Annotated in this window: 19 protein-coding genes and 1 pseudogene; 1 reads left to right on the top strand and 19 read right to left on the bottom strand. The window is 68.3% G+C overall.

All coding sequences use genetic code 11. The annotated features are described in order from the left end of the window. Positions 1 to 15: 15 nt before the first annotated feature. The 10 genes from pyrF to ASG64_RS16775 form a co-directional block, all read right to left on the bottom strand. Positions 16 to 861 (bottom strand): orotidine-5'-phosphate decarboxylase, encoded by an 846-nt coding sequence (pyrF, locus tag ASG64_RS16820; protein ID WP_042574621.1) that lies wholly within the window; start codon positions 859 to 861, stop codon positions 16 to 18. Continuing rightward, on the bottom strand, positions 858 to 4,262 hold the full coding sequence (gene carB, locus ASG64_RS16815) for a carbamoyl-phosphate synthase large subunit (RefSeq protein WP_042574622.1): 3,405 nt from the start codon (positions 4,260 to 4,262) through the stop codon (positions 858 to 860). Before carB ends, pyrF begins: the two co-directional genes overlap by 4 nt. Next, positions 4,262 to 5,416, bottom strand: a complete 1,155-nt coding sequence (carA, locus tag ASG64_RS16810) for a glutamine-hydrolyzing carbamoyl-phosphate synthase small subunit (protein WP_056074741.1) — start codon at positions 5,414 to 5,416, stop codon at positions 4,262 to 4,264. Before carA ends, carB begins: the two co-directional genes overlap by 1 nt. After that, on the bottom strand, positions 5,413 to 5,925 hold the full coding sequence (locus ASG64_RS16805) for a PH-like domain-containing protein (protein WP_056074739.1): 513 nt from the start codon (positions 5,923 to 5,925) through the stop codon (positions 5,413 to 5,415). Before ASG64_RS16805 ends, carA begins: the two co-directional genes overlap by 4 nt. Further along, complete coding sequence (locus tag ASG64_RS16800; protein WP_056074737.1) at positions 5,926 to 7,242, bottom strand: dihydroorotase; 1,317 nt, start codon at positions 7,240 to 7,242, stop codon at positions 5,926 to 5,928. Beyond that, positions 7,242 to 8,210 carry an aspartate carbamoyltransferase catalytic subunit gene (locus tag ASG64_RS16795; protein ID WP_268793338.1) on the bottom strand — a complete coding sequence of 323 codons (969 nt, stop codon included), beginning with the start codon at positions 8,208 to 8,210 and terminating at the stop codon, positions 7,242 to 7,244. Before ASG64_RS16795 ends, ASG64_RS16800 begins: the two co-directional genes overlap by 1 nt. Beyond that, complete coding sequence (pyrR, locus tag ASG64_RS16790; protein WP_042574626.1) at positions 8,207 to 8,773, bottom strand: bifunctional pyr operon transcriptional regulator/uracil phosphoribosyltransferase PyrR; 567 nt, start codon at positions 8,771 to 8,773, stop codon at positions 8,207 to 8,209. The genes ASG64_RS16795 and pyrR overlap by 4 nt, the downstream gene beginning before the upstream one ends. A 90-nt stretch (positions 8,774 to 8,863) precedes the next feature. Further along, positions 8,864 to 9,448, bottom strand: coding sequence for a transcription antitermination factor NusB (nusB, locus tag ASG64_RS16785; protein ID WP_056074735.1), 585 nt, complete (start codon positions 9,446 to 9,448; stop codon positions 8,864 to 8,866). Further along, positions 9,449 to 10,012, bottom strand: coding sequence for an elongation factor P (efp, locus tag ASG64_RS16780; RefSeq protein ID WP_042574628.1), 564 nt, complete (start codon positions 10,010 to 10,012; stop codon positions 9,449 to 9,451). Between the two features lie 74 nt (positions 10,013 to 10,086). After that, a complete protein-coding gene (locus ASG64_RS16775) occupies positions 10,087 to 11,208 on the bottom strand; it encodes a M24 family metallopeptidase (RefSeq protein ID WP_056074733.1) in 1,122 nt (373 codons plus the stop codon). A 106-nt stretch (positions 11,209 to 11,314) separates the two neighbouring features. Here ASG64_RS16775 and ASG64_RS16770 point away from each other — a divergent pair, with 106 nt between their 5' ends. Beyond that, entirely contained in the window at positions 11,315 to 11,956 is a 642-nt protein-coding gene (locus ASG64_RS16770) for a B-4DMT family transporter (protein WP_156388446.1), read from the top strand. A 92-nt stretch (positions 11,957 to 12,048) separates the two neighbouring features. On the opposite strand, the gene aroB is transcribed toward ASG64_RS16770, so the two are convergent. The 9 genes and pseudogenes from aroB to ASG64_RS16725 form a co-directional block, all read right to left on the bottom strand. Further along, the gene (gene aroB / locus ASG64_RS16765) at positions 12,049 to 13,158 is read right to left on the bottom strand and encodes a 3-dehydroquinate synthase (protein ID WP_042574630.1); all 1,110 of its coding nucleotides are present in this window, start codon (positions 13,156 to 13,158) and stop codon (positions 12,049 to 12,051) included. A gap of 188 nt (positions 13,159 to 13,346) precedes the next feature. Then, positions 13,347 to 13,937, bottom strand: a pseudogene (locus ASG64_RS16760) (shikimate kinase); the annotation flags it as partial. Continuing rightward, the gene (gene aroC / locus ASG64_RS16755; RefSeq protein WP_042574631.1) at positions 13,934 to 15,121 is read right to left on the bottom strand and encodes a chorismate synthase; all 1,188 of its coding nucleotides are present in this window, start codon (positions 15,119 to 15,121) and stop codon (positions 13,934 to 13,936) included. The pseudogene ASG64_RS16760 and the gene aroC, both read right to left, overlap by 4 nt. Positions 15,122 to 15,133: 12 nt before the next feature. Then, a complete protein-coding gene (locus ASG64_RS16750) occupies positions 15,134 to 15,730 on the bottom strand; it encodes a prepilin peptidase (RefSeq protein WP_056074731.1) in 597 nt (198 codons plus the stop codon). Positions 15,731 to 15,902: 172 nt separating this feature from the next. After that, the gene (locus tag ASG64_RS16745; protein ID WP_056074728.1) at positions 15,903 to 16,730 is read right to left on the bottom strand and encodes a shikimate dehydrogenase; all 828 of its coding nucleotides are present in this window, start codon (positions 16,728 to 16,730) and stop codon (positions 15,903 to 15,905) included. Next, positions 16,727 to 18,082, bottom strand: a complete 1,356-nt coding sequence (locus tag ASG64_RS16740) for an endolytic transglycosylase MltG (protein ID WP_056074726.1) — start codon at positions 18,080 to 18,082, stop codon at positions 16,727 to 16,729. The genes ASG64_RS16745 and ASG64_RS16740 overlap by 4 nt, the downstream gene beginning before the upstream one ends. Then, on the bottom strand, positions 18,079 to 18,651 hold the full coding sequence (ruvX, locus tag ASG64_RS16735; protein ID WP_156388445.1) for a Holliday junction resolvase RuvX: 573 nt from the start codon (positions 18,649 to 18,651) through the stop codon (positions 18,079 to 18,081). Before ruvX ends, ASG64_RS16740 begins: the two co-directional genes overlap by 4 nt. After that, positions 18,648 to 21,320, bottom strand: a complete 2,673-nt coding sequence (gene alaS, locus ASG64_RS16730) for an alanine--tRNA ligase (RefSeq protein ID WP_056074722.1) — start codon at positions 21,318 to 21,320, stop codon at positions 18,648 to 18,650. The genes ruvX and alaS overlap by 4 nt, the downstream gene beginning before the upstream one ends. 45 nt (positions 21,321 to 21,365) lie before the next feature. After that, a complete protein-coding gene (locus tag ASG64_RS16725; RefSeq protein ID WP_056074721.1) occupies positions 21,366 to 22,742 on the bottom strand; it encodes a replication-associated recombination protein A in 1,377 nt (458 codons plus the stop codon). Position 22,743 lies beyond the last annotated feature (1 nt).

Genomic DNA, 22,743 nt, shown 5'->3' with positions numbered 1-22,743 from the left:
CGGTCCGGCGGTGGGCTAGGCGAGCGCGTCCTCGACCTGCTCGCGCACCCGTCTCGCCGCGTCCCGCAATTCCGCGACGTCGGGTCCGTGCCGAAGCACGTCGCGGGAAGAGTTGGGCAACAACAACTCTGACGATCCGCCGAACAAGCCCGGCAATTCCGCCGCCGTCGCCCCCTGGGCGCCGAGACCCGGCGCCAGAATCGGCCCCGAAAAATTCTCGAGATCGAGCCCGTGTCCGCGTGTCGCGCCGACCACGAGGCCCATGACGTCGTCGTTCAGGCGGGTGTTCACCACCACGGCCTCGTCCACGACGGACTGCCCGACGCTGGCTCCGCCGTCCGTGACGGCCCGTTGCAGGCCCGCGCCGTCGGGATTGGACGTCCGCGCGAGCACGAACAGCCCGCAGCCGTGCTCAGCAGCCTGCTCCACGAACGGGGACAGCGCACCGACCCCGAGGTAGGGCGAGACCGTGACTGCGTCCGACGCGAGAGGTGACGACGGTTCGAGCCATGCCCGCGCGTATGCCTCGGAGGTACTGCCGATGTCGCCGCGCTTGGCGTCGGCGATCACCAGCACACCCGCCGAGCGCAGATCGGCGATCGTGCGCTCGAGTACGGCGAATCCGCCGGACCCGAACCGCTCGAAGAACGCCACCTGCGGCTTGACGACGCCGATGTCGTCGGCGAACGCCTCCACGCAGATCCGTGAGAATCGCTCGAGCCCGTCGACCGAGTCGTCGAGACCCCACGAGTCGAGCATCGCTGCGTGCGGATCGATGCCGACGCACAGTCGGCCTCGCGCCCGGACGGCGGCCGTCAGACGCGAACGCCAGACGCCGCCGACGGGCGTCGCCGGAGTCACCGGGCCGTGACCGGCTCGGTCGTCGCCGACGGTCCGGTCCCGGCGCGCTCGTACGTCGACAGAGTCCGATGCAGGTCCTGCAACGACTGCACACCGATGTCGCCCCGGATGCTCGCCTCGATGCCCTGCACCGCGGCCGCGGCGCCCTGCACGGTGGTGATGCACGGGATGTTGCGCGCCACCGCGGCACTGCGGATCTCGTAGCCGTCGACGCGGGGCCCGGAGTTGCCGAACGGTGTGTTGAACACCATGTCCACCTCGCCCTCGCGGATGAGATCGACGATGGTGCGCTCGCCCTCGGCCAGCACGTCCGAGTGCTTGCGCACGACGTCGCTACGGATTCCGTTGCGCCGCAGCATCTCTGCGGTGCCCTCGGTCGCGAGGATCCGGAAACCCAGATCCGCGAGTCGCTTGACGGGGAACACCATCGACCGCTTGTCGCGGTTGGCGATCGAGACGAAGATCGACCCCGTCGTCGGCAGCGAGCCGTAGGCGGCGGTCTGTGACTTCGCGAACGCGGTACCGAAGTCGGCGTCGATACCCATGACCTCGCCGGTCGACTTCATCTCCGGGCTGAGCAGGGTGTCGACACCGCTCCCGTCGGCCTTGCGGAACCGGTTGAACGGCAGCACCGCTTCCTTGACGGCCACGGGAGCGTCGAACGAGGAGTGCCCGCCGTCGCCCGTCGCGGGCAGCACACCGTCGGCACGCAGTTCGGCGATGGTCGCTCCCAGCGCGATGCGCGCGGCAGCCTTGGCCAGCGGCACCGCCGTCGCCTTGGAGACGAACGGGACCGTTCGGCTGGCGCGCGGGTTGGCCTCGAGCACGTACAGGATGTCGTCCTTGAGCGCGTACTGGACGTTCAGGAGTCCGCGGACGCCGATGCCGAACGCCAGCGCCTCCGTCGAGCGGCGGACCGCGTCGATGTCGGTCCGACCCAGCGTGATCGGCGGCAGCGCGCACGCCGAGTCGCCGGAGTGGATGCCGGCCTCCTCGATGTGCTCCATGACTCCGCCGAGGTACACCTCGGTGCCGTCGCACAGCGCATCCACGTCGATCTCGATGGCGTCCTCGAGGAACCGGTCCACCAGGACCGGGTGCTCGGGTGTCAGCTCGGTGGCACGCGAGATGTAGTCGTCCAGCGACGCCTCGTCGTAGACGATCTCCATGCCGCGCCCACCCAGGACGTACGACGGGCGGACCAGCACCGGGTAGCCGATCTCACCGGCGATGCGCTTGGCGCCCTCGAAGGTGGTGGCGGTACCGAACTTCGGCGCGGGAAGCCCCGCCGCGACGAGGACCTCGCCGAAGGCCTTGCGGTCCTCGGCCAGGTCGATCGCCTCGGGCGACGTTCCGACGATGGGCACACCGGCGTCCTGCAGGCGCTGCGCGAGACCCAGCGGGGTCTGACCGCCCAACTGGCACAGCACGCCGACGACTCCCGGTCCGCCCTCGCCGGACTCCTTCTCCGCGAGATAGACCTCGAGCACGTCCTCGAACGTCAGGGGCTCGAAGTACAGACGGTCGGCAGTGTCGTAGTCGGTGGAGACGGTCTCGGGATTGCAGTTGACCATGACGGTCTCGAACCCGGCCGCGGACAGTGTCGTCGCAGCGTGGACGCACGAGTAGTCGAACTCGATGCCCTGTCCGATGCGGTTGGGGCCCGAGCCGAGGATGAGCACCTTGCCGCGCTCGGTCTGCGGCGCCACCTCGGACTCGGCGCCGGGATCGAGCTCGTACGTCGAGTAGTGGTACGGCGTCCTGGCCTCGAACTCGGCTGCGCAGGTGTCGACGGTCTTGAACACCGGCCGCACGCCCAGGCGGTGCCGCAGCGACCGCACGCCGTCCTCACCGGCCAGCTCGGGACGCAGTGCGGCGATCTGCCCGTCGGACAGTCCGGAGTGCTTGGCGCGGCGGAGCAGGTTCTCGTCCAGAACAGGGGCGTCGAGCAGGCGACCTCGCAGCTCGACCAGACCGGCGATCTCGTCGACGAACCAGGGGTCGATCCCTGACGCGGCGGCGACCTCCTCGACGGTGCCGCCGAGGCGCAGGGCCAGTTCCGCGTCGTAGATGCGTCCCTCGGTCGGAACCTTCAGATCGGCGAGCACGGCGTCGAGATCGCGCGCGCGATCCCCCGCCAGCACGTCGTCCGACAGTGTCCAGAAGCCGGCGGCCTTGGTCTCGAGGGACCGGAGAACCTTGCCGAGCGCCTCGGAGAAGTTGCGGCCCAGGCTCATCGCCTCACCGACCGACTTCATGGTGGTGGTCAGCGTGGGGTCCGCGCCGGGGAACTTCTCGAAGGCGAAGCGGGGCGCCTTGACGACGACGTAGTCCAGCGTGGGTTCGAAGCATGCCGGAGTCTCGCCCGTGATGTCGTTGACGATCTCGTCGAGCGAGTAGCCGACGGCCAACTTCGCCGCGATCTTCGCGATCGGGAAGCCGGTGGCCTTCGACGCGAGGGCGCTGGACCGGGAGACACGCGGGTTCATCTCGATGACGATCAGGCGACCGTCCTTCGGGTCGATCGCGAACTGGATGTTGCAGCCACCCGTGTCCACCCCGACCTCGCGGAGAATGGCGATGCCGAGGTCGCGCATCGTCTGGTACTCGCGGTCGGTGAGCGTCATGGCCGGCGCGACAGTCATCGAGTCGCCGGTGTGCACGCCCATGGGATCGACGTTCTCGATGGAGCAGACGATGACGACGTTGTCGCGGTTGTCGCGCATCAGCTCGAGTTCGAATTCCTTCCAACCGTAGATGGACTCCTCGATGAGCACGTTGGCCGACGGCGACGCCGCGAGGCCGCCGCCGGCGAGGCGGTCGAGATCCTCCGTCGTGTACGCCATGCCGGAACCGAGACCGCCCATGGTGAAGCTGGGGCGGATGACGACGGGGAGGCCGAGTTCGGCGACGGTGTCGTGAACCTCGTCCATCGTGTAGCAGACGCGCGAGCGTGCGCTCTCGCCGCCGACCTTCGCGACGATGTCCTTGAACTTCTGCCGGTCCTCGCCGCGCTGGATGGCCTCGAAGTCGGCGCCGATGAGCTCGACGTCGTACTTCTCGAGGATGCCCTGCTCGTGCAATGCGACCGCACAGTTCAGCGCGGTCTGTCCGCCGAGAGTCGCGAGGACGGCGTCGATCGGGTGACCTTCCGCCTTCTCCTTCGCGATGACCTTCTCCACGAATTCCGCGGTGATGGGCTCGACGTAGGTGGCGTCCGCGAATTCCGGGTCGGTCATGATCGTCGCGGGGTTCGAATTGACGAGGCTGACTCGTAGCCCCTCCTCGCGCAGCACGCGGCAGGCCTGGGTGCCCGAGTAGTCGAACTCGCAGGCCTGGCCGATGACGATGGGTCCCGATCCGATGACCAGGATGTGCTGGAGGTCTGTGCGCCGTGGCATTACTGGCCGGCTTTCTTGTCGAGGAGCTGCAGGAAACGGTCGAAGAGGTACTCGGCGTCGTGCGGACCGGCCGCGGCCTCGGGGTGGTACTGCACCGAGAAGGCCGAGTCGTCGAGCAGGCGGACACCTTCGACGACGCCGTCGTTGGCGCACGTGTGGCTGACCACGGCGCGTCCGAACGGGGTGTCGAACTCCTCCCCTGCCTCGCCTTCGAGCGCGAAGCCGTGGTTCTGCGCGGTGATCGAGATGCGGCCGGTGCCGTGTTCGATCACCGGGATGTTCATGCCGCGGTGTCCGAAGGTCATCTTGTAGGTGCTGCGGCCGAGGGCGCGACCGAGGATCTGGTTGCCGAAGCAGATACCGAACAGCGGTGTTCCGTCTCCCAGCACCTGCTCGGTGAGCCGCACGACGGAGTCGGCGGTCGCGGGGTCACCCGGCCCGTTGGACAGGAACACCCCGTCCGCACCGAGCGCGCGCACCCGATCGATGTCGGCGTACGCCGGAACGACGTGCACACGGATACCGCGCTGGGCGAACATTCTGGGGGTGTTGGACTTGATGCCGAGGTCGACGGCGACGACGGAGTAGCGCGCCTCGCCCACCGGCTCGACGGTGTACCCGGTGTCGGTACTGACCTCGCCGGCGAGGTCGGCGCCCGCCATGCTCGGCTGGTCGCGCACCGTCGCGACGAGGGAGTCGACGTCGGTGAGGGCGTCACCGGAGAAGATGCCCGCTTTCATCGACCCGCGGGTGCGGAGATGGCGCACCACGGCGCGGGTGTCGATCTCGGCGATGCCGACGACGTTCTGTCGCTCCATCTCGTCGCCGAGGGTTCCGCTGGACCGCCAGCTCGAGCTGCGTCGACTGACGTCCCGGATCGCGAATCCGGCGACCCAGATCTTCGAGTCGTCGGCCTCTCCTGTCGGTCCGACGGACTCGTTGTCCTCGCCGTTCCACCCCGTGTTGCCGATCTGCGGCGCGGTGGCCACGACGATCTGCCGGTGGTAGCTGGGGTCGGTCAGTGTCTCCTGGTAGCCGGTCATCCCGGTGCAGAACACGGCCTCGCCCAGGGTGGAACCCCGGGACCCGAACGCGGTTCCGCGGAAGACCCGCCCGTCCTCGAGGACCAATGCCGCAGCGTCCTGAGTGCTCACGCGGTCTCCTTCTCGTCTTCGCTGCTGAAAGTGGTGTCGTCGACCCAGTCGGGGTAGACGGATTTGTCGTCGGCTCGGAAGCCGGTGTCGATCTCGGTGCCGGTGGGCAGTTCCCATCGCACGACCAGCAGGCCGTCCTTGGTCATGACCTTCCCGGCCAGCCCGCGCTCGGTGCGTATCGCCCGCAGGGCGTCCTGCGGCATCCAGATGTCGGTCTCCCCGTGACGTTCGAGGAGGATGCCCGTCTCGTACCGCGTGAGGGTTCCGGTGGCGCGATGGCCGATGTCACCGACAGCGATGCGGTTCTGCCAGCTCGGAGCCAGCGTCGAGCCGACGTAGAGGCCGGTGCAGGACGCCACGCGAACGTCGCCGAGGGCGTCCGGTGCGCTCGGAAGCTCACCGATCGCGTCGCTCTGACGCTTCTGGCGGTTTCTCCACCCCCACAGGATGAGGGCGATCATCGCGGCCCAGAACACCAGGAATCCGGCGACCAGCAACACTCTGTCCATCTAGTTCGCGCCTCCTGAAGGAGCAGCGGCGACACCGTCGCGGCTGGTGATGCGGCCACGCAACAGGGTTGCGGTGACCTTGGCAGGCAGTTCGAGTGCCTCGAACGGGGTGTTCGACGACAACGACGCCAGGGCGCGCGAGTCGACCGTCCACCGGACGTCGGGATCGACGACGGTCAGGTTGGCCGGCTCCCCCACGGCGATGGGCCGGCCCTGATCGGTCAGTCCCACGATCTCCGCGGGACGCTCGCTCATGACCCTCGCGACGCCGCGCCAGTCGAGCAGACCGGTCTCGACCATCGTCGATGCCACGATGGACAACGCCGTCTCGAGTCCGAGCATGCCCGGACGCGCCTGCGAGAATTCGCAGCACTTGTCCTGCTCCGCATGCGGCGCATGGTCCGTGGCGACGCAGTCGACGACGCCCGAGGCCAAGGCCCTGCGCAGCGCGTCGACATCGCTGCTCTCGCGCAGTGGGGGGTTCACCTTGTTCACCGCGTCGTACGTCTCGAGGCGGGAGTCGTCGAGGAACAGGTGATGCGGGGTGACCTCGGCGGTGATCGAGATTCCCTGCTTCTTCGCCCAGTCGAGAAGTTCGACGGTGCCGGCGGTGGACGCGTGGCAGATGTGGACGCGCGCTCGCGCATCACGAGCCAGGATGGCGTCGCGCGCGACGATGGATTCCTCCGCCGAACGAGGCCACCCGGCCAGCCCCAGCCGCGCGGCAGTCGGACCCTCGTGTGCGACAGCGCCTTCGGTGAGTCGAGGTTCCTCCGCATGCTGCGCGATGAGCACGCCAAGGCCGGCCGAGTACTCGAGCGCACGCCGCATGAGCAGCGGATCCGCGACGCAGTGCCCGTCGTCGGAGAACATCCGCACGGCGCCGACCCCGGCGTTCATGGTCGCCATCTCCGCGAGGGCGGTGCCTTTCAGACCTACCGTCACGGCACCGACGGGGTGCACGTCGACGAGGCCGACTTCCTGTCCGCGTCGCCACACGTGGTCGGTGACGACGACCGAATCCGCTACCGGCGACGTGTTCGCCATCGCGAAGATGGCGGTGTATCCGCCGAGTGCTGCTGCCGCGGAACCGGTCTCGATCGTCTCGGTGTCCTCGCGTCCCGGTTCACGGACGTGCGTATGCAGGTCGACGAAGCCCGGCAGGAGAACTCCCCCACCGCCCTCGACCACCTCGGCGTCGTCGGGTGCGGACAGGTCGGCACCGATGGCGTCGACGATTCCGTCGGTGATGAGCACGTCGACCGGCTCGCCCTGGCCGTACGGTCGCACGTCCCGGATGATCACGGAGCCGCTCATCACGACACCCCCGATGCGGTCGTGCCCGAGACGTCGGACCCGATGAGGAGACGGAACAGCACGGCCATGCGCACGTGGACTCCATTCTGGACTTGTTGGAGGACAGCGGTTTCCGGCGCGTCGGCGACGGAGAAACCGATCTCCATTCCGCGCAGCATCGGACCCGGGTGCAGCACCACCGCGTGACTCGGGAGCATGTCGAACCGCTTCTGGGACAGCCCGTAGCCGATGGAGTACTCGCGGGCCGACGGGAAGAAACCGCCGTTCATCCGCTCGGCCTGGACACGCAGCATCATGACGGCGTCGAGGGCGGGCAGTTCGGCGTCGAGTGACGACGCGACCGTCACGGGCCACGTCTCGATGCCGACCGGCAGCAGAGTCCTCGGCGCGACCACGATGACGTCCGCGCCCAGCGTCGCCAACAGGAAGGCGTTGGACCGTGCGACGCGACTGTGCAGCACGTCGCCGACGATCGCGATGCGACGGCCCTCGATCCCGCCGAGGCGCTGACGCAATGTCAACGCGTCCAGCAGTGCTTGCGTCGGATGTTCGTGGGTGCCGTCACCGGCGTTGATCACGGCCGGTCCGGAACCGTCGGGAAGCGCGGTCCATTGCGCGATGCGATGCGCCGCACCCGACGCGGGATGGCGGACGATCAGAGCATCCGCACCCGCCGCGCGCAGCGTCAACGCCGTGTCCCGCAGGGATTCGCCCTTGGACGCGGACGAACTGCTCGCGCTGACGTTGATGACGTCGGCACTCATCCACTTGCCCGCGACCTCGAAGGACACGCGTGTGCGTGTCGAGTTCTCGTAGAAGACGGTCATCACCGTCTTGCCGCGCAACGTCGGCAGCTTGCGGACGTCGCGTCCCAGCAGTGCCTGTTCGAACCGCTCCGCCTCGTCGAGGATGTCGGTCGCATCGCTGCGGCTCAGATCCATCGTCGACAACAGGTGCCTCGTGGTCACGAGATCTGCACCCCGTCTCGGCCGTCGTGCTCGTCGAGCAGTACCGAGACATCCTCGGTGCGCGCCGTCGGCACGTTCTTGCCGACGTAGTCGGCCCGAAGCGGAAGCTCGCGGTGTCCACGGTCGATCAACACGGCCAACTGGACAGCGCGGGGACGACCGAGGTCGCGGAGCGCGTCCAGCGCGGCGCGGACCGAGCGACCCGAGAAGAGGACGTCGTCGACGATCACGACGAGGGCGCCGTCGACACCCGTATCGGGGACGGACGTGCGCTCGAGGGCGCGGTGCGGCTTGCTCCGCAGGTCGTCGCGGTAGAGCGTGATATCCAGGGATCCGACCGGAGGACGGGTTCCGGAGAACTCCTCGATCCGATCCGCCAACCGCGTGGCCAGAATTGATCCGCGTGTCGGAATGCCGATCAACACGAGAGGCGCGGCGTCGGGCGAGCCGTACGCGGTCTTCTCGATGATCTGATGGGCCATCCGGGCGACCGTGCGGCCGACGTCTGCCGACGACAACAGTTCCCGGGGCTGGGGTGGGGTACCTGGCTCGTCTGAGGACACGAGAGTGGGTGACCTCCTTCTCCGCCTCACTGGACGGATCGTTAAAGGAAATCTTGCGCGATCAGCATAGCAATGCGACCGGCCCTCGACTCAGCTCGAGGTGCTCGGCCGGGCGTCGTCGTCGGTGGTATCCGTCACGTCGTCGGTGGTGACGGCTGCCCGCTCGGAGGCGGGCCTGGCTGCGGCGGCGGCACGGACCTGCGGAGCAACCAGCACGATCTGCCCCAGAACACCGTTCACGAAGGACGGCGAATCGTCGGTGGACAGCTGCTTGGCCAGTTCGACCGCCTCGTCCACCGCCACGACCGGAGGCACATCGGTGGCGTTGAGCAGCTCCCACACCGCGACCCGCAGAATCGCGCGGTCGACGGCGGGAAGCCTCGCCAGAGTCCACTGATGCAGGTGATCACCGATCACCGAGTCGACACGGTCCAGGTTCTCCGCGACACCCGTCACCAGAGTCGTAGTGTAGGCGTTGACCGGGGCCACCGTCTCCTCGTGGGCGGACAGCTCGCTCCGCTCGGTCGCCAGAGTCACGGGATCGAGATCCCGCGCCTCGGCCTCGAACAAGAAGTCGACGGCGCGCTTACGCGCCTTGTGACGCGCGCCAAGTTTCTTCGTCGCCGGCTTGCCCGCGCCCGCGGACCGGTCCGGAGTACCAGCAGTCTCGCTCACTCAGGAATTCACGCGCCCGAGGTAGTTGCCGTCACGCGAGTCGACCTTCAGCTTGTCGCCGGTGTTGATGAACAGCGGGACGTTGATCTCCGCGCCGGTCTCGAGCGTGGCCGGCTTGGTGCCACCCGTGGAGCGGTCGCCCTGCAGGCCCGGGTCCGTGTGCTGCACGATCAGCTCGACGGTGACGGGGAGCTCGACGTAGAGCGGCACACCCTCGTGCATCGCGACCTGGACCTTCATGTTCTCGAGCAGGAAACGCGAGACCTCGCCGATGGTGGCCTCGGCCACCGAGATCTGATCGAACGTGTCGCCGTCCATGAACACGAAGTCGGTGCCGTCGTGGTACAGGTACGTCATGTCGCGTCGGTCGACCGTCGCGGTCTCGACCTTCACGCCCGCATTGAACGTCTTGTCGACGACCTTGCCGGACGTCACGTTCTTGAGCTTGGTGCGCACGAAGGCCGGACCCTTGCCGGGCTTGACGTGCTGGAACTCGATGATGGACCACAGCTGGTTCTCGATGCTGAGCACAAGACCGTTCTTGAAATCACTGGTGGAAGCCACTTGCTTCGCGTCTCCTCTGTCATGTCGGTTGTGCGTGTCGTTCGTTGAAGTTCCCGCGAGGCCCCGCGAGAGGCCTACAGAACGGTGAACTCTTTGCCGGTGAGTGTGAGCAACTCCGGCTCGCCCTCTCGGACGATGAGCGTGTCCTCGATCCGTACGCCTCCGCGACCGGAGAAGTACACGCCGGGCTCGACCGTCACCGCTGCACCGCAGAGCAGTGTACCGGTGGATGTCGCACCGATTCCCGGCGCTTCGTGGATCTCGAGCCCCACGCCGTGGCCGAGGCCGTGCAGGAACTTGTCGCCGTGGCCGGCCGCGACGATCACGGACCGCGCCGCTCCGTCGACGGCCTGCACGTCGGCGCCCGGCGCGACAGCGTCACGTCCGGCCGCCTGGGAGCGGGCGACCAGGTCGTACAGCTCACGCTGCCAGTCCGCGGGCTCGCCCAGAACGTAGGTCCGCGTCATGTCCGAGTGGTACCCGTCCACGGTCGCACCGAAGTCGAGTTTCACCAGATCACCCTGCTGGAGAACGGCCCGCGTCGGACGGTGATGGGGCACCGCCGAGTTGGCGCCGGCCGCGACGATCGTCTCGAAGGAGATGGCGTCCGCACCGAGTTCGATCATCAGGAACTCGAGATCGGTCGCGACCTGCTTCTCCGTACGTCCCGCCGAGATGCCGCCACGTTCGATCAGGGCTGCCAGAGCCGCGTCGGCAACGCCGCAGGCAGCGCGCAGCGAGTCGATCTCCGACTCGTCCTTGACCACCCGCAGCTTCTCCACCAGACGCGGGAGTCGACGAAGCTCGACGCCTGCTGCCGCGTCCGTCCACGACTGGTGCTCGTCCACGGACACCACGTGCGACTCGAAGCCGACGGTGAGCGCGCGGTCCCCCGCGGCCCGGCCGTCCAGGGCGTCCTGCAGCAGACGCGTCGGACCGGCCCGATCGATGACGGCCCGGAGATCGGGGACCTGCTCGCCGATCTGGGTGACGTACCGACCGTCGGTGCACAGGACCGTCCCCGACTCGTCCGACGCCGAATCGTGCGTGTCGATCAGGAGAGAGGCGTTGCTGCCGGTGAACCCCGTCAGGTACCGGATGTTCAGCAGATCGGTCACCAGCAGCGCGTCGACCTCGCGCTCGCGGACCAGTTCGCGAAGGGCATCGCGTCGTGCGACGCGGTCGGGAGAAGACATCCTTCGAACTTACTGACCGATCACCGTTCCGCCCGGAGCGCCCCGCGGGAGACGAATATGTGGGCAGACACACATGGCCGCGGCGGTGGTGATTACTGTGTGCAGCATGACTGGGTGGGTTGTACGTGGTGTGGGGATGGCGCTGGTTCATGTGGTGGCGCGAGTGCTGCTGGCGCTGGCGGTGAGCTCATGGCCGTCGCAGGGGTCCGTTCTGCGGATGATCACACTGGTCGCGGTGATTCTCATCGCCTTCGTGTGGGGCGGAATCGACGGAATCTCCTCGCACCGGCGCGGTGAGGACGGCGACAACCGCACCGACTTCACCATGCTGTGGTTGAAGGCCTCCATCGTCGCGGGCCTTCTCGCCGGGCTGGTCTCGTGGCTCTTCACTGCTGTCGCGAACATCGCGGTGAGCAGCAACACCATCTTCTTCGAACTGACGTCCGGGGCCGCCTTCACCATCCTGCTGGTCTTCGTTCCGGCCGTCATCGCGGTCACCACCGGCCGCTGGCTCGCGGGCCGCGGGGACAAGAAGTCCGAGAACCTTCGCCCCGGCAAGACGGAGAAGTCCGACGACAGCCGTGAGCGTGTCGGCGCCGGCGCCCCTGCCGGTGCAGCGAGCCGTCGCGGTGAGTCCGATGCCGACACCGAGGTCTTCGCGCCCGTCGGCGACCAGCGTTCGTCCTCGCAGGGGCCGAACCTGTCGAAGGGCGACCAGCAGCGATCGGCGTGGCAGGAACCCAAGTAGAGCGTGCAGAGCGAAGACACCCCGACCGGCATTCCGGTCGGGGTGTCTTTCTGTTCGGGGTCTGTGGACCGTCGGGTCTGTGTATCGGCAAGTCAGAGGAAGACCGAGGCGGTGGACGGACCGTCCTCGCGAGCGATCGCCGAGTAGGCCGCCGCCAGCAAGGCCGGGTCCGGCCCCTCGAGGCGCCCCGGCTTGGCCAGGTCGTCCAGCACGACGAAGCGCAGCAGACCGTTCCGGTTCTTCTTGTCCGTCTGCATTCCCGACAGGAGATGGGAGAACGCGTCCGGGTCGTACGTCACCGGCAGACCCACGGACTGCAGGACCGTCCGGTGGCGGTCGGCGACGGCGTCCGACAGTCGGCCCGCGAGTCGGCCGAGTTCGGCGGCGAACACCAGACCCACCGACACAGCGGCACCGTGACGCCACTTGTACTTCTCACGGCGCTCGATCGCGTGCCCCAACGTGTGGCCGTAGTTCAGGATCTCGCGCAGATTCGATTCACGCAGGTCCGCCGCGACGACGCGCGCCTTCACCTCGATGGATCGACGAATCAGTTCCGGCAGGACATCGCCCTTCGGATCGAGCGCCGCTGCGGGATCGGCCTCGATCAGGTCGAGGATCACCGGATCCGCGATGAACCCCGTCTTGATCACCTCGGCCAGCCCCGCGACGATCTCGTTGTGGGGCACAGTTTCCAACGTCACCAGATCGACCAGGACGGCGGCCGGTTCGTGGAACGACCCGACCAGGTTCTTGCCCGCGTCGGTGTTGATGCCGGTCTTTCCACCCACCGCGGCGTCGACCATCGCCAGCAGCGTCGTCGGCACGTGGACGATGCGGACTCCGCGCATCCAGGTCGCGGCCACGAACCCCGCGAGGTCCGTCGCGGCGCCGCCGCCCAGGCTGACGACGGCGTCACTGCGGGTGAGGCCGATGCGCCCCAGCACTTCCCAGCAGAAGCCGGCCACCGCGAGATCCTTGCCGTCCTCTGCGTCCGGGATCTCGATGCGATGGGCGTCGATCCCCTTGTCCGCCAATGCCGCCCGGACCGCCTCGGCGGTCTCGGCGAGCGGCGGCTGATGGAAGATGGCAACGGTGCGGGTGCCGTCGAGTTGTTCGACCAACTCGGTCAGCAGACCGCGGCCGATGATCACCGGATACGGGTTCGCCGTCCGGACATCGATGCGTACGGGTTCTGTCACGAGCGCTTCTCCTCGGTTGATGGCGGGTCGTGCGGGGGGCGGGATCCGGTCGGTCGTGCCGCACTCGGCGGTGGCGTCCGAGGATCCGTCGGAATCGGTCGACCACCCTTACGCCTGATCCGACGGCGCGGCGTCGAGCGGGTGGGCGGGGTGGGTGCGGTATCCGCACGGTCCACCGACGACACACCGAGACGACCCAGCACGGTGGTGACGACGCGGGCCGGGCTGCGACCGTCGGTCCGGATGCGATGCGTAGCCACCGCCCGGTACAACGGCCGACGGATGCGCATCAGTTCTCGGTACTTCGCACGGGGATCCGCACCCGCGAGAAGCGGACGCGTCGCGGAGGCAGTGGTGGCTCCGGTCCGCCTCAGGCCCTCGCCGATGCTGATCTCGAGGTACACCACGGTGTGCCCCCGTAGTGCGTCGCGGGTCCGCGACGACAGGATGGCGCCTCCACCGAGCGACACGATGCCCGGGTACGACCTCAGCGCCTCGATGACGACGCGTTCCTCGATCGCACGGAACTCCGCCTCGCCGTCTTCGGCGAAGATCTGCGGGATGGTACGGCCGGTCTCACGTTCGATCGCCACATCGGTGTCGTAGACATCGGTGCCCAGCGCACGAGCCAACCGACGGCCGATGGTGGATTTTCCGGCACCCGGCGGACCGATCAGGACAGCCCGCGGCACGACAGGCTGCCCGGCCTCACCGGGAACATGCGGCCGGCCTCCGGCCTCCCCGGGCACATCCGGCCGGCCTCCGGCCTCCCCGGTCATCGGGGTGGTCGAGCGTGCGCGTTCTCGATGTAGCGAGCGACGTTGCCGGCGGTCTCGGAGACGGAGTCGCCACCGAACTTCTCCAGCGTGGCCCGGGCGAGCACGAGCGCGACCATGGTCTCGGCGACCACACCGGCCGCGGGGACAGCGCAGACGTCGCTGCGCTGGTGGATGGCCACCGCGCCCTCGCCGGTCGACATGTCCACCGTCGACAGGGCACGCGGCACCGTCGAGATGGGCTTCATCGCCGCACGGACACGCAAGGGGGCGCCGTTGGTCATGCCACCCTCGATACCGCCCGCACGGTTGGTGCTGCGGACGATGCCGTCGGGTCCGGGCAGGATCTCGTCGTGGGCCGCGCTGCCGCGGCGGCGGGCGGTCTCGAAGCCGTCGCCGACCTCGACGCCCTTGATGGCCTGGATGCCCATCAGCGCTGCCGCGAGCTGGGCGTCGAGCTTGCTGTCACCGCTGACGAAGGATCCGAGTCCGACGGGCAGACCGTGGACGACGACCTCGACGATGCCGCCGAGGGTGTCGCCGTCACGCTTGGCCGCTTCGATCTCGGAGATCATCGACTGCTCGGCCACCGCGTCGAATGCGCGGACCGGGCTAGCGTCGATCGCCTCGAGGTCACCGGCGGACGGCTCCGGCCCCTCGTACGGGTCGGAGGCACCGATGGAGATGACGTGGGAGAGAACGTCGACGCCGAGCACCTGCTTGAGGAACTGTCGCGCGACCGTACCCACGGCGACACGCGCCGCCGTCTCACGGGCACTGGCCCGCTCGAGGACCGGACGTGCATCGTCGAAGCCGTACTTGAGCATTCCCGAGTAGTCCGCGTGGCCGGGGCGAGGACGGGTGAGCGGAGCGTTACGCGCCAGGTCTGCGAGGACAGCAGGGTCGACGGGATCCGCGGCCATCACCGTCTCCCACTTGGGCCACTCGGTGTTGCCGATCTCGATGGCGACCGGGCCACCCAACGTCGACCCGTGGCGGACACCACCGATGACGGTGACCTTGTCGGCCTCGAACTTCATCCGCGCACCGCGGCCGTAGCCCAGGCGTCGACGTGCGAGCTGAGCTCCTATGTCCTCGGAGGTCACCTCGACTCCGGCCACCATGCCCTCGATGATCGACACCAGGGCAGGGCCGTGAGATTCTCCGGCAGTGATCCATCGCAGCACGGCTCGATCTTTTCACGAGCCGACGCTCACCCACGCCACCAGGGTCGCCGCGCACATCGACGGGCCGTGCGGAACAGCACGATCGACGGGGCCCGACGAGCCTCGGCCGGCTCCGGAACCGGCAACCCCCAGCACTGCGGTAGCCGTCGGCGCCAGCATTGCGGCCGCCGACCAGCTGCTGCCCCCGGCCGACGCCGCGAACGCACCCAGTGGGAGGGCGAGTTTGACGTCGCCGAATCCGACGCCGCCTCTGCTCACCAGATACACCGCGACGTACATCGCGACCAGTAGTCCACCTCCGACCAGCGCCGCGACGAAGAATCCGTCCCACACCGCAGCGGCCAGAACGGCCCCGGCGCCGGTCAGCGTCAGCATGTCGGGCAGCCGGCGGCACGAGTAGTCGACGAGCGAGAGGCAGACGCACCAGTAGCCGATCGCGGCGAACGCGTCACCGGATCGCACGACGCAGGCGACGGCGAACACCGCAGCGCAAGCCACCGCACACACCAACGCCGCCGCTTTGCCGGCCGACCCGATCCACTGCGCGACGACGGTCGGAGCGAACCAGCCCGCCCCGAAGCCGATCAGTGCGACACACGCGACAGTCATCGGGCGACTCTCGCACGAGCGATCCGGTGAACCACCTCGCCGAGAGGGTGCCTGTGGATAACTCGCGAGTGGTGTTTCTGCTCCCCTCGCACGAGGTTTCGGCGGGATCCCGCGCAGCACTGCCCCGAGAGGAGCGGAAACGCCACAGGTCGGACTACCGCCGGTCCGTCCGTCAGACAGCCGCTGCGAGCGCCTCCGCCATGTCCCGACGAGGTGCCGGCATTCCGGTGAACTGTTCCACCTGACCGAACGCCTGGTTCAGCAACATCGACAGACCCCCGACCACGACTCCCCCGGCGCGCGTGACGGCGTCGGCAAGCGGGGTCGGCCACGGGTCGTAGATCGCGTCCAGCAGGAGCGGCGCCGCGGACAGCGCCTCGGCGAAGGGCGCGGCGCCGTCCGCGGGAACCGTGGACACCACCGCAGCGCAGTCCGACACGGCGGTGGAGATCGCCGCTTCGTCGAAGCCGACCCACACGACGTCGAGTCCCACGGCGTGACCGCACGCGATCGCACCCTGTGCCCTGCTCTCGTCGCGGGCGATCACCCGCACCGACCGAGCTCCGAGCGACGCCAGCGCCACCAATGCCGGCCTGGCGGTTCCACCGGCGCCGACCACGACCGCGGTCCGTCCGGTCAGGTCCGTCAGACCGGCGTCGGCGAGTGCTCCGGTGACACCGTCGACATCGGTGCAGTCCGCCCGCCACCCGGACGAAACCCTGACGAGCGTGTTCGCCGATCCGACGATCTCTGCTCGTTCCGTGCGTTCCGTGGCGAACTCGAGGGCGGCGAACTTGTTCGGCATCGTCACCGACAACCCCACCCATTCGGGACCGAGACCGCTCACCAGGCCGGGGAGCTGCTCGGCGGTGCACTCGATCCGGTCGTAGGTCCATCCCGACAGGCCGAGTGCCGCATAGGCCGCTCCGTGCAGGATCGGCGACTTCGAATGCTCGATCGGCGATCCCAGGACCGCCGCTCGGCGATCGTCCGAGGTCACCGGCCGCTGTCGAGGAATCCGCCCTCGACCTTCGTGATGTTGTCCAGGTGCACCTGGTAGTCGTCCGTGAACAGCGTTTCCCCCGCCGCGTTGATGGTGACGAAGTAGAGCCAGTTCCCGGCCTCGGGCGCTTCCGCTGCCTGCACTGCTCCCACACCGGGCGAGCAGATCGGCGTCGCCGGCAGGCCTTCCTTGGCATAGGTGTTCCACGGCGTGACGCGCGCACGGTCGTCGTCCGTCGTGGCCACCTCGGTGGTGTCCAGCGAGTAGTTGACGGTGGAGTCGAACTCGAGACGCTGGCCGATGGCGAGGCGGTTCAGGATGACCCTGGCGACCTTCGCGAAGTCCTGGGGCAGCGCTTCACGCTCGATCAACGACGACGCGACAAGCACCTGGTACGGATCGAGACCCGATGTCGCACCGGCGTCGAGAAGGCCGGTGTCCTCGTACACGGTGGCGCTCTCGGACACCAGCTGACGGATGATGTCGGTGGGAGACGCACTGGGATCGAAGTTGAACGTGCCCGCGGCGATGAGGCCCTCGAGCTGACGGTCCCGATCCGGAACCTGGCGAACCGCGTCGGTGGCCCAGTCGGCGACACCGAGTGCCGACGGGTCCTCACCGGCTCCGGCCAGGTTCAGGTCGTCGTAGCTCACACACGGAATGCCCTCTCCGACAGCACAACTGGCCTCGGAGATCAGAGTGTAGATGCCTTTACGGAGCGCACCGGTGTTGACGTCGGTCGAGTCGTGGAGCTGCCGACCCTCCGCGATCTGGATCTGACCGACGCGGGAGGTCGGATCGACGAGCGTGGCGACGGCGTCGGCCGCGGTCATCTGGGACTGCAGCCGGTAGAAGCCGGGCTGTACAGCGTTCATGGCCGTGTTCTGCACGGCGGCTTCGTAGAACGCGGCGGAACTGGCCGTCACGTCCTTGTCCGCCATCGCGGTCGAGATCTCCTGAGCTGTGTCACCGGGGTTGACCTCGACGACGACTGCGGCGCCACCGGGGCCCGGATAGTCCTCGGCCTGCGCGGCGTCACCGCCGAACACCTTCGACACTCCCCACACCCCTCCCACGGCGACGAGCCCGAGGAGCACCACGGCTCCGAGGACCCCGATGATGCGCGAACGACGCTTGCGGTTGCGTGCAGCACGGTCGCGACGGGAGGCTGCGCGACTGGTGCCGCCCGCCTCGGCTACGCGGCTGGGACGGGCGCGCCCCGAGCCCGTGCCGGCGCGACTCGCCTCGCCGAGCGGCGTGCGTCGGAGATCGTCCACCGGGAGGTCGAGCTGATCGGTGTCCCACTCGTCTCGCCGTCCACGACGATGCGGGCGATCGTGATCGCTCACTGCGTCGACTCCGGACCACTGCTGCGTTCCTCGGGCACCGTTGCCCCTCCCTCGTTCACACCGTCGTCGTTCCGCGTCTGCGTCAGAACACGACGACGTTCGTCGAGCCATCCTTGCAGGATCGCGACTGCCGCCGCCTGGTCGATCATGGACCGTTGGTCCTTTGCGCGGATTCCGCTGTCGCGAAGACCACGCGCGGCACTCACGGTAGTCAAACGTTCGTCGGACAGGCGCACCGGCACCGACGGCAGCGCACGCTGCAGGACTCGGGCAAATCGGACGGCCAGCTTCGCTGCGGCCCCCCGTTCGCCGCGCAGCGTCCGCGGCAGCCCGACGATGATCTCGACGGCCTCGTACTCCTCGGCCAACGCCACGATGCGCTGCACGTCGTCGGAATCGGAGTGCGTCTTCGACGAGCGAGCCACGGTCTCGACGGGGGTCGCCATGGTGCCGTCGGGGTCGCAGGACGCGACACCTACTCGGACGGACCCCACGTCGACCGCCAATCGACGGCCGCGACCGGGGTCGTCCGCGCCGGGGCGGTCGGGTTCGTCACCCGTCACCGTCAGGAGTCCCCGGCGATCTCGGTGACCCGGGCCGTCAGTGCCTCGATCGCCGCGGGGATGCCCGACGCGTCCGACCCTGCACCCTGCGCGGTGTCCGCTTTGCCACCTCCGCGCCCACCGATGCTGGGCCCGAAGGCAGCCACCAACTTCCCGGCCTCGATGCCGAGTTCCTGAGCCGCCTTGGTCGCCGAGACGACGAACGGAACCCTGCCGTCGGTGTCCCCGAACAGCGCGACCAGCGCCGGTTGCGTTCCGAAACGCCCACGGACGTCACCGACGAGGGTGCGCAGATCGGCGGCACTCACGCCGGCGGGCGCGGGTTCCGCGACGACCAGCACGGAGCCGATGCGGCGGGCCTTGTCGACGAAGGAACCGGCCGAGGACAGGACCGCGGCCGCGCGGGTCGCGTCGAGCTCCTTCTCGGCGACACGAAGTCGTTCGACGAGTGTCTCGATGCGGGCGGGCACCTCCTCGGTGGGCACCTTGAGGGACGAGGCGATGCCGGCGAGAAGCGCACGTTCCTTGGCCAGGTACTTGTAGGAGTCGAGGCCGACGAAGGCCTCGACCCGACGCACACCGGATCCGACGGACGATTCACCGAGGATCGTGACCGGGCCGATCTGCGACGAGTGCTGCACGTGGGTACCGCCGCACAGTTCCATCGAGAACGGTCCGCCGATCTCCACGACGCGTACCTCGTCGCCGTAGTTCTCCCCGAAGAGCGCCATCGCGCCCATGGCCTTGGCGTCGTCGAGGTCGGTGACGAAGGTGTTCACCGCGAAGTCCGCACCGACGGCGTCGTTGGTGACGGCTTCGATGTCGTTGCGCTGCGACTCCGACAGTGCGCCCTGGTAGGTGAAGTCGAACCGCAGGTAGCCCGGCTTGTTGAGCGATCCGGCCTGGACCGCGTTGGGCCCGAGGATCTGTCGGAGCGCGCCGTGCACCATGTGCGTTCCGGAGTGACCCTGGGTCGCACCGCGGCGCCACTGCTGGTCGACGTGTGCGACGACGACGTCACCCTCGGTGAGCTGACCCTCGTCGACGGTCACCTTGTGCACCCAGACGGTCTTCGCGATCTTCTGCACGTCGCCGACGGTGACGGAAACGCCGGGCGCGGTGAGCGTTCCGATGTCCGCGAGCTGGCCACCCGACTCCGCGTACAGCGGACTGCGATCCAGGATGACCTCGACCTTCTCCCCCGCTGCTGCGGTCGGTACCCGGACTCCCCCGGAGATGATCGCGAGAATCGTTGCCTCGGAGTCGAGTTCGTCGAAGCCGGTGAACTCCGTGGGGCCGCGGTCGACGAATTCCTTGTACACCGACAGGTCGGTGTGTGCGTGCTTGCGCGCCCGGGCGTCGGCCTTCGCGCGGTTGCGCTGCTCCGCCATGAGCGTGCGGAACCCGGCCTCGTCCACCTCGAGGCCGGCTTCCGACGCCATCTCCAGCGTGAGGTCGATGGGGAATCCGTAGGTGTCGTGCAGGACGAAGGCCTCGTCGCCCCCGATCCTGGTGCCACCCGACGCTGTGACGGCCTGAGCGGCGTTCTCGAACAGTCGCGATCCCGAGCTCAGAGTCGACAGGAATGCCCGCTCCTCGCCCACCGCGACGGACTCGATGCGATCGAAGTCGGCGACGAGTTCGGGGTACGACTCGGCCATCGTGTCCCGGACGACGGTGACGAACCGCGCCATCGACGGGTCCTCCGCGCCCAGCAGCCGTGCGCTGCGGACGATTCGCCGCAGCAATCGGCGCAGCACGTAGCCGCGACCGTCGTTACCGGGAGTAACGCCGTCGGCGATGAGCATGACGGCGGTGCGGGCGTGGTCGGCGATCACGCGGAAACGGACGTCCGCCTCGTGGTTCTCTCCGTATCGACGCCCGGACAGCGCTTCCGCCTCGGTGATGACGGGCCGCACGAGGTCGGTTTCGTAGACGTTGTCGACGTCTTGCAGCAGGAAGGCGACGCGCTCGACACCCATACCGGTGTCGATGTTCTTGCGCGGCAGCGGTCCGAGGATCTCGAAGTCGTCCTTGCTCGTGCCCTGGCCGCGCTCGTTCTGCATGAAGACGAGGTTCCAGATCTCGATGTAGCGGTCCTCGTCCGCCTCGGGGCCACCCTCCTTGCCGAATTCGGGGCCGCGGTCGTAGTAGATCTCCGAGCAGGGGCCGCACGGGCCGGGGATTCCCATCGACCAGTAGTTGTCCGCCATGCCGCGCCGCTGGATCCGCTCCTCCGGCAGTCCGGCGACGTCCTTCCAGATCTGGATCGCCTCGTCGTCGTCGAGATAGGCGGTGGCCCAGATGCGTTCGGGGTCGAAGCCGTATCCGCCGTCCTCCACGGAGGAGGTGAGCAGCGTCCAGGCGAAGCCGATGACCTCGCGCTTGAAGTAGTCACCGAACGAGAAATTGCCGGCCATCTGGAAGAACGTGTTGTGACGCGTCGTCACGCCGACGTTCTCGATGTCGCCGGTCCGCACACACTTCTGGACGCTCGTCGCGCGGGAGAACGGCGGCGTGCGCTGGCCGAGGAAGTAGGGCACGAACTGGACCATGCCGGCATTGATGAACAGCAGATTCGGGTCGTCGAGAACCAGGGAAGCACTGGGCACGGGGGTGTGTCCCAGCTTCTCGAAATGGTCGAGGAAACGACGGCGGATCTCGTGTGTCTGCACGGATGCACCCTATCGCGCGGGAGACGTGCGATCAGGTACGCCTCGTCAGGAACCCGACGGTCGACCGCGAACGATCCGACGCAGTTTGCCCAGCCGCGTCTCGAGCTCGCGCTCGGCTCCGTGCGTCGTCGGACGGTAGTAGTCGGTGCCCACCAACTCGTCCGGCGGATATTGCTGCGTCAGGACGCCACCGGGATCGTCGTGCGGGAACTTGTATCCGACGGCACTGCCCAGCGCCGCGGCACCCGCGTAGTGGCCGTCGCGCAGATGCGGCGGCACCGCACCGGCTTTCCCAGCAGCGATGTCGGCCATCGCTGCGGACAGCGCGGAGGTGACCGCACCGGACTTGGGGGCGGTGGCCAGATGGATCGTCGCCTGCGCGAGGGCGAGACGTGCCTCGGGCATGCCGATCATCTGCACCGCCTGCGCCGCGGCGGTGGCGGCCAGGAGTGCCGTCGGGTCGGCCATACCGATGTCCTCGCTCGCGTGCACCACCAGGCGCCGCGCGATGAACCGCGGGTCCTCCCCCGCGGTGATCATCCGCGCCAGGTAGTGCATCGCCGCGTCGACGTCCGAGCCTCGGATGGATTTGATGAACGCGCTGATGACGTCGTAGTGCTGGTCACCGTCCCGGTCGTAGCGCACCGCTGCGCGGTCGACGCTCTTCTCGACCGTGTCGAGATCCACGGTCCCGCCGGGTCCGGCCGTGTCGGTGGCCGCTTCGAGTGCCGTGAGTCCGCGCCGCGCGTCGCCACCGGCGAGCCGGATCAGATGACCGATCGCCTCGTCCGTGACGGTCACCGAGCCTGCGAGTCCCCGCTCGTCCGCCAGGGCACGGGTGAGTACCTCACGGATGTCGTCGTCGGTCAGGGATCGGAGTTGGAGCACCAACGATCGGGACAGCAGCGGAGACACCACCGAGAACGACGGGTTCTCCGTCGTCGCCGCGACGAGGAGCACGATGCGGTTCTCCACCGCGGCGAGCAGAGCGTCCTGCTGGGTCTTGGAGAAGCGGTGCACCTCGTCGATGAACAGCACGGTCTGCTCGTCGTTCAGCAACCGTCGACGCGCCAGGTCGATCACCGCGCGCACGTCCTTGACTCCCGCCGACAATGCCGACAGTGCTTCGAACTTGCGACCCGTGGCGCCCGAGATCAGCGACGCGAGCGTGGTCTTGCCGGTCCCCGGCGGGCCGTAGAGCATGACCGACGCGGCGCCGGAGCCCTCCACCAGGCGGCGCAGCGGAGCGCCGGGTGTCAGCAGGTGGCCTTGACCCACGACCTCGTCGAGAGTGCGCGGTCGCATCCGGACCGCGAGGGGTGTGGTCGGCCCACCTGCTCGTCGAACCGGAGGCGCGAGAGACTCGACAGCATCTCCGTCGTACTCGGAGTCGTCGCCGAACAGGGAATCGTCGCCGGTCATG

Origin of the sequence: Rhodococcus sp. Leaf247, from assembly GCF_001426185.1 — a bacterium.
In the GTDB taxonomy this organism is placed as follows: Bacteria; Actinomycetota; Actinomycetes; order Mycobacteriales; family Mycobacteriaceae; genus Rhodococcoides.
The sequence above is the reverse complement of the archived record's forward strand: the minus strand, read 5'-3'. Positions and strand labels throughout refer to the sequence as shown.